Source organism: Methanoregula sp. (assembly GCF_028712425.1).
In the GTDB taxonomy this organism is placed as follows: Archaea; Halobacteriota; Methanomicrobia; order Methanomicrobiales; family Methanospirillaceae; genus Methanoregula.
In genome coordinates, this window is record NZ_JAQTQD010000033.1 from 1 (window position 1) to 16,508 (window position 16,508).

The window sequence follows — 16,508 nt, forward strand, 5'->3', positions numbered from 1 at the left end:
CCGGTCCCCATCGGGAAGGAGGACAACACTCTCCCACTGGAATACTTCGCGAATATGCTTCCGGATCGCATCGATAACGGAATTCTCATCCGCGGTAGCCGCCAGGTCCTGCGACAGGGCATACAGGGTCCCGGTCTCCTTCTCCCGTTCCTGTGCAGCAACCGCATGATCGCGGGACCGGGCAACGAGCAGGCTGATGAGGGCCCCGACAATGATCATCCCGGCAAACGTGATGAGGTACTCGACATCGGTGACCCGGAAGGTCATGTAGGGCGGGATGAAGAAGAAGTTGAACGCCAGGACGCCGATGACTGCGGTGAAGATAGCCGGGCGAAGTCCCCTGCGGAACGCGACGACAACGACTGCAAGGAGGTACAGCATGACGAGGTTTGCCGGCGAGATGAACGATTTGATCAGCCAGCCGAGAACCGTGATGATCACGACAAGAACGAGACTGGCGATATAATCGTGGGGGGGCGTTGCCGGGAGCAGGTGTTCCAGTCCCTCGATCTTCTGCGGGATGTGCTCCACGCTGCTGATCACGTAGATATCGATGGTGCCGCTGTCGTGGATGAGCTGGTCGACGACCGAGCCGAAGATGTACTCCTGCCACCGCGGCCGGAGCGTCTTGCCGACGATGATCCGGGTGATGTTGTGCCTGTGGGCATAGTCGATCACGGTCGAGGCAATGTTGAGGCCGAACAACGTCACGGTCTTTGCCCCGAGTTTCTCGGCGAGTTCAAGGGTCCGGGCCAGCTGCTCCTTTCCCTCCTTGCTGAGGCTGTGGTGTGCCGGGGTCTCGACATAGACCCCGGTCCATTGGGCGCCCATGCGATCGGCCTGCCTGCGTGCGGTCCGGACCAGCCGCTCGGATAGGGGCCCGGGCCCGATCGAGACAAGGATATGTTCGCCGGCAGCCCAGGGGCCGGGGATCGCCCGGGTCTGCATGTACGCAAGCATCTGCTCGTCGATCCGTTCCGCAGCCCGCCGGAGCGTCAGCTCGCGGAGCGCAATCAGGTTCCCTTCGTTGAAGAACTGCTCGACTGCCCGGGCCGCCATGTCCGGGACATAGACTTTCCCCTCCCGTAGCCGCTGGAGCAGTTCCGGCGGAGCGAGGTCGACGACTTCTATCTCCGAAGCCTCGTCGATCACCCGGTCGGGGACCGTCTCCTTTACGACCACCCCGGTGATCTGGGCCACGACATCGTTGAGGCTCTCGACGTGCTGGACATTTAAGGTAGTATAGACATCGATACCGGCATCCAGGAGTTCCTCCACGTCCTGGTACCGCTTGAGGTGCCGGGAGCCGGGGATGTTCGTGTGGGCGAGTTCGTCCACGAGCACAAGGGAAGGCCGGCACTGCAGGGTTGCGTCGAGGTCGAACTCGGAGAACTCTGCGCCCCGGTATTCCATGGTTTTGCGGGGTATGAGCGTAAGGCCTTCGAGCAGTGCCTCGGTCTCTTTCCTGCCATGGGTCTCGACGTAACCGACACGCACGCTGATGCCCTCGGTACTGCGGAGATGGGCGGCCCGGAGCATCTCGTAGGTCTTGCCAACGCCCGCGATATACCCGAGGAAAATTTTGAGCTTGCCCCGGTGTTTCCGGAGCTCTTCTCCCTGTATCCGCGCAAGCAGCGTGTCAGGATCCGGGCGATGGTCGGGAAGGGACGACATTGTGGATCACCCCACACCCAGCAATACGAGCAGGAGGTCGATAGTCTTTATCCCGATGAACGGGGCGATCACCCCGCCGACACCATAGAGGAGGATGTTGTTTCGAAGCGCCTCCTCGGCAGTCATCGGCCGGTAGGTCACACCCCGGAGCGCGATGGGGATCAGGGCAACGATAATCAGGGCATTGAAGATCACGGCCGAGAGGATTGCATGATGGAGGCCGAGCACATTCAGGGTCGCGAGGGCCGGGTAGGTTGTGATGAACGCCGCAGGGATGATGACGAAATATTTTGCCAGGTCGTTTGCGATCGAGAAGGTCGTGAGCGCCCCCCGCGTCATCAGGAGCTGCTTGCCGATCTCGACGATCTCGATCAGCTTGGTCGGGTTGGAATCGAGGTCGATCATGTTGGCCGCCTCGCGGGCCGGCTGGGTTCCCGTATTCATGGCCACGGCAACGTCGGCCTGCGCCAGCGCCGGGGCATCGTTCGTGCCGTCACCGGTCATGGCCACCATGCGCCCGCCGGTCTGGTACTCCCGGATCAGGGCGAGCTTACTTTCGGGCGTAGCCTCGGCAAGGAAATCGTCCACGCCGGCCTCTGCGGCAATAGTGGCTGTCGTGAGGCGGTTGTCGCCCGTGATCATGATGGTCTTGATGCCCATCCGGCGGAGCTGGGCAAACCGTTCCTTCATCCCGCCTTTCACGATGTCCTTGAGGTAGATGACCCCAAGGGCTTTGCCGTTCCGGGCAACGACCAGCGGCGTCCCGCCGGCATAGGAGATCTTCTCGATCTCCTTTCTGAGATCGTCCGATACGGTATTACCGGCCGATTCGATGTGCGTAAACATCGCGTCCGCCGCCCCCTTCCGGATCCTCATGTCCCCGGTGTCAACGCCGCTCATCCGGGTCTGGCTGGTGAACGGGACGAACTGCATCGCCATGCCGGACTCTGATGCGCCGACCGTCCTGCCCCGAAGGCTGTACTTCTCCTTTGCCAGGACCACGATGCTCCGGCCTTCGGGGGTCTCGTCCGCAAGCGAGGCCAGCTGGGCGGTTTCCGCGAGATCGGTAATTTCCGTCCCGTCAACCGGGATGAAGTCAACGGCCTGGCGGTTGCCGAGGGTAATCGTACCGGTCTTGTCGAGGAGGAGGACGTCCACGTCGCCGGCGGCCTCGATCGCCCTCCCGGACGTTGTGATGACGTTGCGGCGGATGAGCCGGTCCATGCCGGCAATCCCGATCGCGCTCAGCAGGCCGCCGATCGTTGTCGGGGCCAGGCAGACCAGCAGGGCGACGAGGACCGTGATGGTGACCGGTACACCGGCTCCGGCGGTTTCCACGGAATAGACCGAGAAGGACCAGAGCGTTGCGCAGACAACGAGGAAGACTGCGGTCAGGCCGATGAGCAGGATCCCGAGCGCAACCTCGTTCGGTGTCTTCTGGCGTTTTGCCCCCTCCACGAGGCCGATCATGTGGTCGAGGAAACCCTCGCCGGAATTGGCGCTGGCCCGGATGATGAGCCAGTCCGAGAGGATGACCGTTCCCCCGGTCACGGCGCTCCGGTCCCCGCCGGATTCCCGGATAACGGGAGCGCTCTCTCCCGTGATCGCGCTCTCGTTCACGGAGGCGATCCCTTCGATGACCTCACCGTCAGCCGGGATCGTGTCGCCGGCCTTCACGTAGAAGAGGTCGCCCTTCTGCAGCAGGGACGACGAGACTTCCGTGACCTGCCCGGGTTGGGGCTCACGGCCCCTGACGATCGTATAGCCGCGGTCCAGCCGTTTTGCAGCCGTGTCCTGCCGCATCTTTTTCAGCGACTCTGCCTGCGCCTTGCCCCTGCCCTCAGCAAGGGCTTCGGCAAAGTTGGCAAAGAGGACGGTGAACCAGAGCCAGGCTGAGATGGCGCCGATGAACCCGGCCGGTGCCTCGCCATGGCCTGCGAGAGCCTGGAGCCAGAGCAGGGTTGTGAGGGCGCTGCCGGCCTCGACCATGAACATGACCGGGTTCTTCACCATGAGCCGGGGGTCGAGCTTTACGAACGAGTCGGTGATCGCCCGCCGGTACATGGCTGGATCGAAACCCTGCGACGGGGTAGTTCCCTTGCCGGCCATCGTCAGGTCCCCCCGTACAGGATCAGGTGTTCGACAATAGGGCCCAGGGCAAGGGCCGGCAGGAAACTGAGCGCCCCGATGATGATCACCACAAAGACCAGCCAGATGATGAAGAGCGGGCGGTGATCGGAGAGCGTCCCTTCACCGGCCGGGACGATCTTCTTTGCCGCAAGCGACCCGGCCAGTGCCAGCACGAGAATGGCCGGCAGGAAACGACCCACGAACATGCAGAGTGCGGTCGTAAAGTTGTAGAAGAGGCTGTTTGCCGACAGGCCGGCGAATGCGCTGCCATTGTTCTGCGCTGCGGAAGTGAACGCGTACAGGATCTCGGAGAAGCCGTGCGGGCCGGGGTTGAGGACGGCAGTCTTTCCGGGATCGGTCATGACTGCCACGGCCGTCATGCAGAGGATCAGGAAGATGGGAATGAGGATAGCGATCGTGGCAATCGTCATCTCGTACGGCTCGATCTTCTTGCCCAGGTACTCCGGTGTCCGGCCTACCATGAGCCCGGCAATGAACATGGCGATGATGGCAAAGACGATCATCCCGTACAGCCCGGACCCGATCCCGCCGTACACGACCTCGCCGAGCTGCATCATGAAGAGCTGGACGAAGCCGCCGATAGGCGTGAAGGAGTCGTGCATGCTGTTGACCGCCCCGCAGGACGCGGCGGTTGTCACCACCGAGAAGAGGGTGGAGGATACGACACCGAAGCGTACCTCTTTTCCTTCCATGTTACCGCCCGGCTGGAGGTCGGTTACGGACTGGTCGATCCCGAGTGCCGGAAACGCCGGGTTTCCCGCCAGTTCTGCACTGATGGCGATCCCAAGCAGGGGCAGGAAGATGATGGTCATCGCAACGAGAAGCGCGACACCCTTTCTCCCGGCGCCGATCATCCTCCCGAACGAGTGGCAGAGAGCCGCCGGGATCAGGAGGATGGCAACGAGCTCGATGAAGTTGGCAAACGGTGTGGGATTCTCGAACGGATGTGCGGAGTTGGTGTTGAAGAACCCGCCGCCATTGACGCCCAGCTGCTTGATGGCGATCTGGGATGCGGCGGGCCCGAGGGGGATTGTCTGGGTAATGATGAGGTTTCCGCCGGCATCCCGCACGGGGTCGAGCAGCGGCACCGTGATCGGCCCGGAGAAGGTCTGGACCGTCCCCTGCGAGACAAGGAGGAGGGCAATGATAATGCCGATCGGCAGGAGGAGTAAGACACTCCGGACAAGGAGCACCCAGAAGTTCCCGATCGTGGAAGCGGATTTGCGGGAGAAGCCGTATGCAAGACCGGTGAGAACTGCAAGGCCGGTGGCTGCCGAAGTGAAGTTCTGGACGCAGAGCCCGATCATCTGGGTCAGGTAACTGACCCCGATCTCACCGGCATAGGCCTGCCAGTTGGTGTTGGTGACAAAACTGACCGCCGTGTTGAGGGCAAGGTCCCATGACGGGGAAGCGGCACCGGAAGGATTGTGCGGGAGGAAGGGCTGGGCCAGCTGGATGCAGAAGAGGAGAACGATGGCAAGGATCGAGAAGACCATCATCGCGGATGCGAACGTCTTCCAGTCCATCTCTTCACCGGCATTCACCTGCGACCAGGAGAGGATCCAGCGTTCGATCGGAACAAACACCGGGGAGAGGACGTGCGGCTCGCCCCTGAGCACCTTCACCATGAACCGGCCGAGCGGGACGACTGTGACGACGAAGAACCCGATGAAGAGGACAAGGAGGATCCAGTCATTCAGCCGGAGCCATGGGGTCTCCGGTACGGGGGAATCGGCCGTCAGATCCGTTGCGGCTGACACACCGGTGGCCGAAAGATCGTCGAGTGCCAAGTTCAGTTTGAGGACATTCACCCGTGGTTCGCCGAAAATCCCGAACTGCCGGGATTCGGTATGGGCAGTGACGAGGGCGTGCACAGAGGTCTGGCTCAGGTTCCGCTCCCTCGCAACCCGGGGGACCTGGTACAGGGAGGCGGCAACGCTGATGTCCGGATCCAGCCCGCTCCCTGAGGCTGTGACAAGGTCGACAGGAATAGGCTGCGTGTTGGCCGGGTCTGCTGCATGGAGGGCGGCGACCCGGGCCTTTACGGCATCGGTCAGTGCCGGGTTCGAAGGCCCGAGGTTCGATCCGGACGAGAGACCGGCATAATCGGGGACGGGGCTCGTTGCCGAAGGCCTGCCCCAGAAGTAGCCCGGGGACGTGAAGGGCTGGCCGATGAGGGCAGACCCTGCGACCTTGCCGTTATGGACGATCAGGTTGCCGTTAGCCTGAGAAGGGAATGTGACCTGGGCGATCCCGGTGATCAGGAGCGGGTACAAAATGCCGGTGATGAGCGTAAGGAGGAGCAGGATGATGAGGGCAGGCTTCAGCTGGCTCCGTATCATAGAGGAGACTGACCCGGGATTCATGGAAACCTCCGCCCGGAATCCAGATGATTCCGGGCTGTGCTGGACGAGTTGTCAAAGGAAGGGTAATGGTTGCGGGTATTTATTCCCGCGTACCCGGATGCTCAGGTGCACCACTTCCGGTATTTCCCCGATAGTTCCGCTTTCCCATCGGCAGTGATGATTTTGGTAGAGAGTACCTTCCACCAGATTGATAATAAAAGGTACGAACGCGCGGAAATGGGGGGTTGACCTGCGAACCCGACACGATATTCACCCGTCAGGGAGGTCAGCAGTCAACCCCCCTACCCTGATGCGTTCAGATTCGATCAGACCCCCCCTGCATGGGGGTGGGGGGGTATGCCGGACACCCCCTCCCCCCTCAGGCCTAAAGAGACCCCCTGTTACCAATTATTTTTGGGGGGTATTTCCTGCATTTCGACGAGGCCATTCTTTGGAAAAACCGTGCAATACTGCGTACATCCCAAAAACGGGCAGGGGGGTCTCCGGCATACCCCCCCTCCCCTTTGGCTTTCAGATCGTACATACCCCCCCGCCTGCTTGGACATTGGTGAGGCGTGACCCCCCCATAGAAAGCAGTGAAAACATATTAGTCAGACGTGCGTTTCCCTCATGCGGGGAGAAATCCGTATGTGGTGGGGGGTGTCCGGGATACCCCCCCTACCCACCCCTCCTTCTTTGCCGGCCCGGATCCGGCGCCAGGGTTCCCCCCCTCACTGAGGGGAGGGGTAGCAACCCCCCATGGCATGGGAGGGGTGGGTACCTCTCCTGTTTTCGCTATCACAACTTACCGGAAAAACGGGTCTCCGTCGGAATTTCCAGGAGAAGCAGCGCTTTGGTTCCTGCAAAACCGGAGGGGTGGGTACCCCTCCGGGTCATGGAGGGGGGGCAGGGGTCCCATCCTGCGGCCGGGAAAATGGTAGGGAGAGGGTGGGTCCTGCTGAGGGAGGGGTAGGGACCCCCCCCCTTAAGGCCGCCCAGATTGATTATCGATTTAGATCATGATCGCGATGAAAACTGGACGGAGACTGCCACTCGTAACCGAGGACAGTTTCATTTTCACCCACCAGGAATATACTATAAAAAGCCAGGCGCCAAGTCTGTTTTACATACACTCATCCATTTCGAGCATGCCCGATGACCGATACGTCTGTTCCGGAACCATTGCCCCAATCCCAGATCCTTTTCTACCAGTCCGAGGACGGGAAGAGCCGGATCGAGGTCCGGCTTGACGAAGGGACGGTCTGGCTCTCGCAGGCTCTCATCGCGGAGCTCTACCAGACTACAAAACAGAATATCAGCCTCCATATCAGGAACATTCTCGATGAGAGGGAACTGGATGAGAATTCAGTAGTCAAGGATTACTTGACAACTGCCGCTGATGGCAAGAATTATCGTACGCTCTATTACAACCTCGACATGATCCTCGCCATCGGCTACCGGGTCCGATCCCACCGGGGCACGCAGTTCCGCCGCTGGGCAACCGAACGGCTGCGGGAATACCTCATCAAGGGATTCGTAATGGACGATGTGCGGCTGAAAGAGGGGCGGAGCATCGGGGCGGACTACTTCGATGAACTGCTCGAACGCATCCGCGATATCCGGGCATCGGAGAAACGGTTTTACCAGAAGATCCGGGATATCTACACGCTTGCCATCGATTACGATCCCCATGCGGACACGACGCACGAGTTCTTCCAGACGGTCCAGAACAAACTGCACTGGGCGATCACCGGCCACACGGCGGCGGAACTGATCGCACAACGGGCCGATGCATCCAGGCCGAACATGGGGCTGACAGCGTGGAAAGGTGCCAAGGTGCGGAAGGGCGATGTCACGGTTGAGAAGAATTACCTCAATGCGACGGAGATCGGGAACCTGAACCGGATCATCACGATGTATCTCGATTATGCCGAGCTGCAGGCGCAGAAAAAGCAGCCGGTGTACATGCGGGACTGGAAGGAGAGACTCGATGCTTTCCTCAGGTTCAACGAGCAGGAGATTTTACAGGACAAGGGGGCGGTGACTATGGAGATCGCCCGGCAACTGGCGCTTGAGGAGTACGAGAAACTTTCAGCCCGGCGGATCGTGGACGAGGCGGGACTGCCGGATCCGGAATTCGAGCGGGCGGTAAAAGAGATCGCACCCAGGGATAGCCAGAGGAAAAAAACAGAGAGGGCCTAACCCCGCGACCGTGCAGATCTGCGTTGAACTAATGCTCCGATACACCGTCTCCCTGTCAGGATCCGAGACCGGAATATGCCCGGAAACGGGATTCTCCCGCTCGATAGGGAGGTTATTCACTCCTTTTCATGAACCGGGGGACAAAGCGCCTCGTCCTCTTCCGGTACTCCCGGTAGTCATCGCCGAACGTGGCGACCATCATCCGTTCCTCGTCCAGGACAAGGTAATGCCATACCGGGTGCAGGAGCAATGCCCATGCAATGTACACGTAACTGTTGAGCCAGATGGCGAGCCCGAAGTTGAAGACTGATAAGAATGCGGCATAGAGCGGGTGGCGGACATACCGGAACGCCCCGGTCGTACAGAGCCTGTTGCCCCTGTCCGCTGCGGGCAGGGACCGGAGACTCCAGGCAATGAGGACCAGTGTCAGAACGATTGCAGCAATAAATATTCCGTTCAGGAGAGGCTGGTTATCCGTGAGCGGGGGCAGATCGAGCTGCCGGTTGATCAGGTAGGCGATGAATAACAGGACGAGGCTGGCCACAACTCCGGCGGGGCCGCTGCCAAAGGTTTTCCGGAAATCTGCGAACAGGTTTTTCATGCCCGGATATTCCTGAGAATTTTATCTACCTTTGGATATACATTTGTTACGATTGGATGAGAAAAGGCCGGTTCTTTTTCTGGCAGGGGGGGCAGGGGTTCCTTCCTGCGGGTCGGGAAATGGCGGGAAGGGGGGACCCGTTCTTCAAAAAAGGGCCCGGTTGAAAAATGAAAATCAGGGTTTGATTGATCCGGAACGGTTTTTCGATCGTGATCGTGATGGTGATCGCGATTGAAATTGTGTTGGCAGGATACAAAGAGCTGATCAAATCACAGGTGAGAGACCATGGATTTCCTCAATAGTTTACCGTATGAAGACAGTCTCTCATGTACCGGACCGGTTCATTTTCACCCCTCATCCAGCTTCTTCTCCAGAACGGGCAGATCATCCTTCACGGTATTCCATAACCGTTCCACATTCACCGAGAAATACCCGTGAATAAGCCGGTCCCGCATACCGGCAATATCCCGCCACGGGATACCCGGATACTCTTTCTTCACCGATGCCGGTACCTGCTTTGCCGCTTCCCCGATGATCTCAAGAGCATGGATAACGGCATACTGCTTCTCGCGATTGTTGCGGAACTCTTCAAACGTCACTCCACTGACAAATCCGCGGGCTGCATGGATGGCATCCCGGATATCAGAGAGATATTCCGCTGCACCACGGTTCTCTTTCGGGCTCATCATACCGGCACAACTTCTGCGAGCACGTGCGGCCTGATCGCGGGTTTGAGTCCGCTCTTCTCCACAAGGTCTACCCGGACGCCGAGAAGATCCTCAAGGTCATTCTGGAGATGAATAAAATCCAGAAGAGTACCCGGCCGGTCGAACTCCACAAGGATGTCCACATCGCTGGCTTTTTTTTGTTCGCCTCTCACATAGGAGCCGAAGATCCCGAGGTAGGTGACGCCATAACGATCACGGAGTTCCGGGAGGTACACCTTGAGGTCCTGCCGGATCTCTTCGACCGACCGCTTCTTCCGGGACTGGACAATTTTGGGCACCGTGACGCACCACTCAGTATAATGGATGGAATTGTCTGATGTTATATTTTTTGAAGACTATGGAGGATGAGATTTTCTAAAAAGAGTGAGTGAATACCTTACGTTCTTTCCTTTCTTTTCACGATTTTTGTTCTCCTCTTCCCCTTCTTCCCGGTCCCGAACAGCTCGTTCACCATCTTGACCGCACACAGGTCCCCGCACATCGAGCAGGTCTCTGTCTCGCCATCGCGCTCGTGGATCTTCCGGGCATTCTCCCCATACAAAGCAAGACGGAACTGCCCGCCCCAGTCCAGCTCGTGCCGGGCCTCGGCCATCTTCACTTCGCGGTCCATCCGCCAGCCCTCGGGCCTGCGGACCGTATCACCGATGTGGGCCGCAATCTTCGCAACGCGGGTGCCCTCAACAATGTCGGCAACGTCGGGGAGGGCCAGGTGCTCGCTGGGCGAGACCATGCAGAGGAAGTCGGCGCCGTTCAGGCACGCTGCTGCCCCGCCGATGGCCCCGACCACGTGGTCGTAGCCGGGCGCAATGTCAGTGACGAGCGGGCCGAGGAGGTAGAGCGGGGCGTTGTCCGTGATCTCCTTGATCATCTTCACGTTGTAGCCCACCTGGTCGAGGGGCATGTGGCCCGGGCCCTCGATCATCCGCTGGACACAGGCGTCCTGTGCCCGCCGTGCGAGGAGGCCGAGCGTGTTGTACTCCACGGACTTTGCCAGTTTCCCCGCGTCCTGGATGCAGCCGGGCCGCATCCCGTCCCCGAGGCTGATGGTAACATCGTACTCGGCAAGGATCTCGAGCAGGTAGTCATACTCGGCAAAGAGCGGATTCTCCTCCTCCCGCTGCATCATCATGGCGCAGTGGAACGACCCCCCACGACTCACGACACCCATCAGCCGGGGATCTGCCTTCAGCGCATCAAGGGCCTGGAGATTCACACCGCAGTGGAGGGTCAGGAAGTCGACTCCCTGCTTGCAGTGCTCGCGGATCACTTTAAAGAGGAGGTCGGCCGTGACATCGCCGGCATTGCCCGCCCGGCGGACTGCCTCGTACACCGGGACCGTGCCGACCGTTGTGTCGAGTTTCAGGATCTTCTTCCGGATCGCGACAAGATCGCCTCCGGTCGAGAGATCCATTAAGGCATCGGCCCCGTTGTCAAGCGCCGCCTTCGCCTTCTTCATCTCGAGTGCCGGGTCGCACCGGGAGCCCGAGGTCCCGATATTCACGTTGATCTTGACCGTGCAGCCCTCGCCGATGGCGCATGCCTTGTGCTTCCGGGCCGGGTTCTTCGGGACAACAATCCTGCCCGACGCAATCCCCCGTGCGAGCGCTGCCGGTTCAATCTTTTCCGCTTTCGCCACGGCCCCCAGTTCTCTGGGGAGACCTTTCTGGCACCTGCGGATGAGCAAATCCATAAGAAACATCTGTTGTGAGGCTTTATTATTGTGCATGCAGGTCAGGTGGATACCCGGTGGATCAATCTTTGCGAACTCGTACGTTATCGGCAATATACTCGTGGACACTGGCGTAATGCCGATGGCCGTTGCCTTGTACAAGGAAGCGATCGACACCATCGTTCTGACCCACTGCCACTACGACCATATTGCCCACGTGAAGGAGATCGCGCACATGTACAAGGCGAAGGTCGCCATCCACAAGGCCGATGCCCGGGGACTTGTCGAGGACCTCCACAGCCTTGCCATGAACTTTGGCGCCCGGTCGCCCGGTATCGCTCCCGACATCGTCCTGAACGACGGGGACACGATCGGTCCCTTCACCGTCATCCACACGCCCGGTCACACGCCCGGCTGCATCTGCCTGTACTCGGAAAAGGACCGGGTCCTGATCTCAGGGGACACCGTCTTTGCCGACGGCTACTTCGGGCGATATGACTTTCCCGGCGGGAGCAAAACCGAGCTTGCCCGGTCGCTCGACCGGCTCGCGGCGCTGAGGGTTGAGGGGCTCTATGCAGGGCACGGGGAACCCACAGAGCAGGGTGGCAACCGGTGCATTGCCGCTGCGGTCGGCCTGATGAAGAGCGGTTATGGATAAGGGCATCTACTGTCTGGTGTTCAACAACCCTGCATGCACGGAGCAGGTGGGAGCGCTGGGGCAGCTCCGGTTCGCGAGGGGCTGGCATGTCTATATCGGTTCGGCGCTCGGCAGCGGCGGGCTTGCCCGGCTTTCCCGTCACGTCAGCCTCTCCCGGGCAAAGGACAAGCGGCCGAAGTGGCATATCGATTATCTTTCCTGTTCGGACCTCTTTGAGCTCCGGTATACCGTCCATGCACTGACCGGCGACCGGCTCGAATGCCGGCTCGCGGAGGCACTGGGCGAACCGTCCATCCCTGCCTTCGGGTGCAGCGACTGCACCTGTCCCTCCCATCTCTTCTATCGCCGGAAAAACCCGCATGACGAGATCATTTCGGCGTTCAACCGCCTCGGGCTCGTTGCAATCACCACAACTATGAAGAACCGGGACTGCAGTAAGGGTATCATATGAGGGGAATGAGGGCATGAGGGAGACAAAGGTCCTGGGTATCTCGGGAAGCATGCGCAAGAAGGGAAATACCGCGGAACTGGTCGGGGCAGTCCTCGGGCGCTGCGAAGAGGGGGGCATCAAGACCGAGTTTGTCTCCCTTGCGGGCAGGAAGATCCTGCCCTGCCTCGGCTGTGAGAAGTGCAAAGAGAAGAAGTGGTGCGTGATCGAGAACGACGACTGGGACGACGTGGCGCAGAAAGTGATGAAGTGCGATGTCCTTGTTATCGGATCGCCAACCTATTATTACGATGTCTGCGGCCAGCTCAAGAACTTCATCGACCGCACCTATTCCCTGTACCATGACCGCAAGCTCTCGGGCAAGAAAGGGGTGGCTGTCGCCGTCCATGCCAACAAGGGGGCGGTGCGGACCATCCAGACGCTTGAAGCCTTCCTCTCCACGCACGAGTTCGCCTCGCTCGGGTGCGTCAAGGGCACGGGGTATCACGAGGGGGATGTGTTAAAAGACGAGAAGGCCATGAAGCGGGCGCAGAAGATCGGGGACAAGATTGTCCGGCTCTTAAAGCCCAGCTACGATTAAGATCCTGTTCCGTCCTTTTTCAAGGCCCGGTTTTACGTGGCCAGCTTGTACAGCGTTGTTCTCCGGCGGAGCGGCCGGCCGATGTCCTCTGCTATCCGCTGCATCTCCTTCGGGTCAAGGTAATCGGTGTTGGTTGCCCCGGCGCCCTTCGAGATGCTTTCCTCAAAGACTGTTCCCCCGAGATCGTTGGCGCCGGCGATCAGGCCGAGCTGGGCCATCTTGATCCCTTCCTTCACCCACGAGACCTGAATATTCTTGAAATTGTCCAAAAAGAGCCGCGAGACCGCGACCATCAGGTGGTCCTCCCTCCCCGTTGCCCCGGCGCGTGCCTTCCCCTGCCGGTAGATCGGGGTGTTCATGTGGATGAACGAGAGCGGCACGAGCTCGGTGAAGCCATTCGTCTCATCCTGGATGTCGCGGAGGATCGTGAGGTGCTCCACCCGGTCCTTCTCGCTCTCGCAGTGGCCGTACATGATGGTTGCCGTCGAGGGAATCCCAAGTCCGTGGGCCTCGGTGATGATCCGGACCCACTCCTTTGTCGGGATCTTCTCTTTGCAGATCACCTGCCGGATATCGTCAACAAGGATCTCCGCCGCTGTCCCGCACATCGAGCCCAGGCCCGCCTCCTTCATCGCCTCGAGCACTTCGACCGTGCTCATCCTGCTCTTTCTCGCAGCATAGGCAACCTCCATCGGGTTGCTCGCGTGGAGGTGGATGCCTGGTGCTGCCTCGTGGATCCAGCGGTACACGTCCGTATAGGACTGCGCGGTAAAGTCCGGGTGGAGGCCGCTCACCGTGCAGATCTCCGTGCACTCCCTCTCTGTAGCAAGGGCAGCCTTCCTCTGGATCTCTCCCTTGTCGTGGAAGTAGATTCCTTCCTCGCCGGGCTTCTTCGAGTACCCGCAGAACCCGCAGGCATTCACGCAGAGATTCGTGACATTGATGTTCTGGTTCCGGACATAGGTGACGGCATTGCCGGCCCGCTCTTCGCGCATCTCATCGGCAGCAGAAGCGATCTCCCAGACATCGCGGCCCTTTGTCCTGAACAGCAGGAGCGCTTCCTCAGTATTCATCCGGTGACCTCCCCGGACATCATCCAGCAATCTCTTCAGGTCTCTCTCCACGGCATTTCCCCCGGTACTGCTACGGAGAGTGGCATCCCGGAAGAATAAAGATATCGAAATCCCATCCCACAGGATTCTTCTTCCGGAACAGCGACCATTCCAGTGGGACTATGCAGAAGACTGAAGTCAGACTCTCCCGGAAAGTGGCAGAGGGGATCGTCATCCCGCTCGGCCCGGCAAACCTTGTCGCGGTAAAGACGGACATGGGCATGGTCGGGTGCGGCGCCTTCGACGTTGTGGCGCTCGATTCGTTCAGCTACCCGGCGGCCAAGGTGAAACCGTCCTCGGGCCCGTCCATCGCAACCATCGACGACCTCTTAAAGGGCATCGTCAAGGAGACGAACCGCTCGGCAATGAACCGCGGCGTCACGAACGGGATGACCGGGAAGCAGGCGCTGGAACTGCTGTGATTTCCGAATGAGATTGCTTTTTTACACCAGCTCGTACAGCGTTGTCCGCTGCCGGAGCGTCCGCCCGAGATCGGAGACAATGCGCTCCATATCCTTAGGGTCCAGGTAGTCAGAAGCCGCTCCTCCGGCATCGCCCGTCACGTCGTCCGTGAACATAGTGCCGGCAAGATCGTTTGCGCCTGACAGGAGGGCGAGCTGGGTCATCTTCAGGCCGACCTTGCCCCACGCCACCTGGACATTCCTGAAATTGTCAAGAAAGAGACGGCTGACCGCGATCATCAGCAGGTCCTCCCTTCCGGTCGGACCCGCACGGGCAAGCCCCTGCTGCCAGAGCGGGGTGCTGGTGTGCACAAAGGGGAGCGTGACCAGTTCATTGAACCCGTGCGTCTCGTCCTGGACCTCCCGCAGGAGCCTGAGGTGCTCAGCCTGGTCCCGCGGGGTCTCGTACGAGCCGTACATGATGGTCGCGGTGGACCGCATCCCGGCCCGGTGCGCCTCCCTGATGATGCGGATCCAGTCCGCCGTTGGCACTTTCCGGGGGCAGATGACCTCACGGACAGAGTCAACGAGGATCTCTGCTGCGGTTCCCTGGATGGTTCCAAGGCCTCCCGCTTTCAGCCGCTCAACGACTTCAGGAGTCGGGATCTTCCCCTTCTTTGCTGCATGGGCAACTTCGTCGGGACTGAATGCATGGATGTGGACACCGGGAAAGGCTTCATGCACCCAGTCCATCATCTCGCAGTAGGTGTCGAGAGTGAATTCCGGGTGGACACCGGAGAGGAAACAGATCTCCGTAACCCCGCGTTCCTTTGCGAGACGTGCCTGCTCCTGGATGGCAGCCTTGTCATGGCAATAAGCATCCTCGTCCGTTGCCTTACGGCCAAAGCCGCAAAACCCGCAGAGGTTCTTGCAGATGTTCGTCACGTGGAGATTCTGGTTCCGTACATAGGTGACGGTATCCCCGACCCGGCGCTCCCGCATCTCATCGGCGGCTGAAGTAATCCGCCATACATCGCAGCCGGTTGCCTTCAGGAGCTGCTCTGCCTCCTGCTCGTTGAGCCGGTGGCCTTCCATGACATCGGATAACAGGACGCGGATTTCTGTCATGGTGCCACCTCACTTCCTCTTTCCCTGCCGCTTTTTCTGTCCGCTTCCCTTCTCTTTTTTCTCCTCGCGGGAGCGGAGCCAGAGCTCGTGGAGTGCCATGATGATGACAACAACGATCACCACTTCCCAGATGTGGAGCGGGAGGTAACCGACCAGGGGGACCGTGAAGAGTGCCTTGCCAACGATCCATTCGTCCTTTACGGGCTCAGGTGTCCCGATCGCCTGGTACCGGGAGAACTGGTCCGGGTACGGGTTGTGGTCGCCCCACGTGATAAAGCCGTCATGGTCAGCAGTATAATTCGTGACCAGCTGGTTGCCCCGGATTTCAGTTATCGGGATACCCGCTCTCGCGTATGCCACAGCCCGGTGGATGATGGGGTGGACTTCGGTATTACCATTGGGCCGGAAGATGAGCACGTCGCCGTAGCTGTTGAACTTCGGGACACCTGCTGCCTTCCCCTGGTCCCAGGTCATCAGCTCCCCGTACCGGTCCTTCTGGACCACGACCACAAGGTCTCCGATGTTCATATTCGGGACCATGCTCCCCGACTCAATGGTAACAACGGCCGGCCATGTACCGCAGATAAGGAAAAGGGCAAGCGCTATGCCGCCGACAACGCAGGCAACCCAGAGGAGGTCGCGGGCAAGCGAGACCGCCCAGTGCTCGCTGGTGCGGAATTGTGTGATGAGCGTGCGGAGATCGCGGGGGGAATCTTTGTCAGCCATCGGGATACCTGTTGTTTAGAGTTTTGTATAGTGTTGAACCGTGGGCAGATTAACCATACGGGATTGATGCGATGGTAGTACACCA

The 16,508-nt window shown here is 59.8% G+C and carries 15 protein-coding genes; 5 read left to right on the forward strand and 10 right to left on the reverse strand.

All coding sequences use genetic code 11. From position 1 onward, the window contains the following. The 3 genes from PHF39_RS12825 to kdpA all read right to left on the reverse strand — a co-directional run. A partial coding sequence (locus PHF39_RS12825; RefSeq protein ID WP_300224720.1) for a DUF4118 domain-containing protein occupies window positions 1-1,674 on the reverse strand: 1,674 nt, incomplete at its 3' end. Between the two features lie 6 nt (window positions 1,675-1,680). Next, entirely contained in the window at window positions 1,681-3,783 is a 2,103-nt protein-coding gene (gene kdpB / locus PHF39_RS12830) for a potassium-transporting ATPase subunit KdpB (RefSeq protein ID WP_300224722.1), read from the reverse strand. A 2-nt stretch (window positions 3,784-3,785) separates the two neighbouring features. After that, window positions 3,786-6,191, reverse strand: coding sequence for a potassium-transporting ATPase subunit KdpA (kdpA, locus tag PHF39_RS12835; protein WP_300224724.1), 2,406 nt, complete (start codon window positions 6,189-6,191; stop codon window positions 3,786-3,788). A gap of 1,134 nt (window positions 6,192-7,325) precedes the next feature. Between kdpA and PHF39_RS12840 the strand changes: the two genes are divergently transcribed. After that, window positions 7,326-8,372: a virulence RhuM family protein gene (locus PHF39_RS12840; protein WP_300224726.1), complete on the forward strand. Its 1,047-nt coding sequence runs from the start codon at window positions 7,326-7,328 to the stop codon at window positions 8,370-8,372. 112 nt (window positions 8,373-8,484) lie between these two features. Here the strand turns inward: PHF39_RS12840 and PHF39_RS12845 are convergent, their stop codons facing one another. The 4 genes from PHF39_RS12845 to thiC form a co-directional block, all read right to left on the reverse strand. Then, complete coding sequence (locus PHF39_RS12845) at window positions 8,485-8,973, reverse strand: isoprenylcysteine carboxylmethyltransferase family protein (protein ID WP_300224728.1); 489 nt, start codon at window positions 8,971-8,973, stop codon at window positions 8,485-8,487. 347 nt (window positions 8,974-9,320) lie between these two features. Continuing rightward, complete coding sequence (locus tag PHF39_RS12850) at window positions 9,321-9,662, reverse strand: DUF86 domain-containing protein (RefSeq protein WP_300224731.1); 342 nt, start codon at window positions 9,660-9,662, stop codon at window positions 9,321-9,323. Then, a complete protein-coding gene (locus tag PHF39_RS12855; RefSeq protein ID WP_300224734.1) occupies window positions 9,659-9,979 on the reverse strand; it encodes a nucleotidyltransferase family protein in 321 nt (106 codons plus the stop codon). The genes PHF39_RS12850 and PHF39_RS12855 overlap by 4 nt, the downstream gene beginning before the upstream one ends. Window positions 9,980-10,077: 98 nt before the next feature. Next, entirely contained in the window at window positions 10,078-11,400 is a 1,323-nt protein-coding gene (gene thiC / locus PHF39_RS12860) for a phosphomethylpyrimidine synthase ThiC (RefSeq protein ID WP_300224749.1), read from the reverse strand. 25 nt (window positions 11,401-11,425) lie between these two features. Between thiC and PHF39_RS12865 the strand changes: the two genes are divergently transcribed. From PHF39_RS12865 to PHF39_RS12875, 3 genes are read left to right on the forward strand one after another with little or no spacing between them, the layout of a single operon-like run. Beyond that, window positions 11,426-12,028 carry an MBL fold metallo-hydrolase gene (locus tag PHF39_RS12865; protein WP_300224736.1) on the forward strand — a complete coding sequence of 201 codons (603 nt, stop codon included), beginning with the start codon at window positions 11,426-11,428 and terminating at the stop codon, window positions 12,026-12,028. Next, window positions 12,021-12,479 carry a DUF123 domain-containing protein gene (locus tag PHF39_RS12870; protein ID WP_300224738.1) on the forward strand — a complete coding sequence of 153 codons (459 nt, stop codon included), beginning with the start codon at window positions 12,021-12,023 and terminating at the stop codon, window positions 12,477-12,479. Before PHF39_RS12865 ends, PHF39_RS12870 begins: the two co-directional genes overlap by 8 nt. 13 nt (window positions 12,480-12,492) lie before the next feature. After that, window positions 12,493-13,056, forward strand: a complete 564-nt coding sequence (locus PHF39_RS12875; protein ID WP_300224740.1) for a flavodoxin family protein — start codon at window positions 12,493-12,495, stop codon at window positions 13,054-13,056. A gap of 32 nt (window positions 13,057-13,088) precedes the next feature. Here the strand turns inward: PHF39_RS12875 and cofH (PHF39_RS12880) are convergent, their stop codons facing one another. Continuing rightward, a complete protein-coding gene (gene cofH, locus PHF39_RS12880; protein WP_300224742.1) occupies window positions 13,089-14,180 on the reverse strand; it encodes a 5-amino-6-(D-ribitylamino)uracil--L-tyrosine 4-hydroxyphenyl transferase CofH in 1,092 nt (363 codons plus the stop codon). 110 nt (window positions 14,181-14,290) lie between these two features. Here cofH (PHF39_RS12880) and PHF39_RS12885 point away from each other — a divergent pair, with 110 nt between their 5' ends. Beyond that, window positions 14,291-14,590 carry a YunC family protein gene (locus PHF39_RS12885; RefSeq protein ID WP_300224744.1) on the forward strand — a complete coding sequence of 100 codons (300 nt, stop codon included), beginning with the start codon at window positions 14,291-14,293 and terminating at the stop codon, window positions 14,588-14,590. Between the two features lie 21 nt (window positions 14,591-14,611). On the opposite strand, the gene cofH (PHF39_RS12890) is transcribed toward PHF39_RS12885, so the two are convergent. Together cofH (PHF39_RS12890) and PHF39_RS12895 are read right to left on the reverse strand one after the other, a co-directional pair. Next, window positions 14,612-15,697, reverse strand: coding sequence for a 5-amino-6-(D-ribitylamino)uracil--L-tyrosine 4-hydroxyphenyl transferase CofH (gene cofH / locus PHF39_RS12890; RefSeq protein WP_300224746.1), 1,086 nt, complete (start codon window positions 15,695-15,697; stop codon window positions 14,612-14,614). A 9-nt stretch (window positions 15,698-15,706) separates the two neighbouring features. Further along, a complete protein-coding gene (locus PHF39_RS12895) occupies window positions 15,707-16,423 on the reverse strand; it encodes a signal peptidase I (protein WP_300224748.1) in 717 nt (238 codons plus the stop codon). Window positions 16,424-16,508 lie beyond the last annotated feature (85 nt).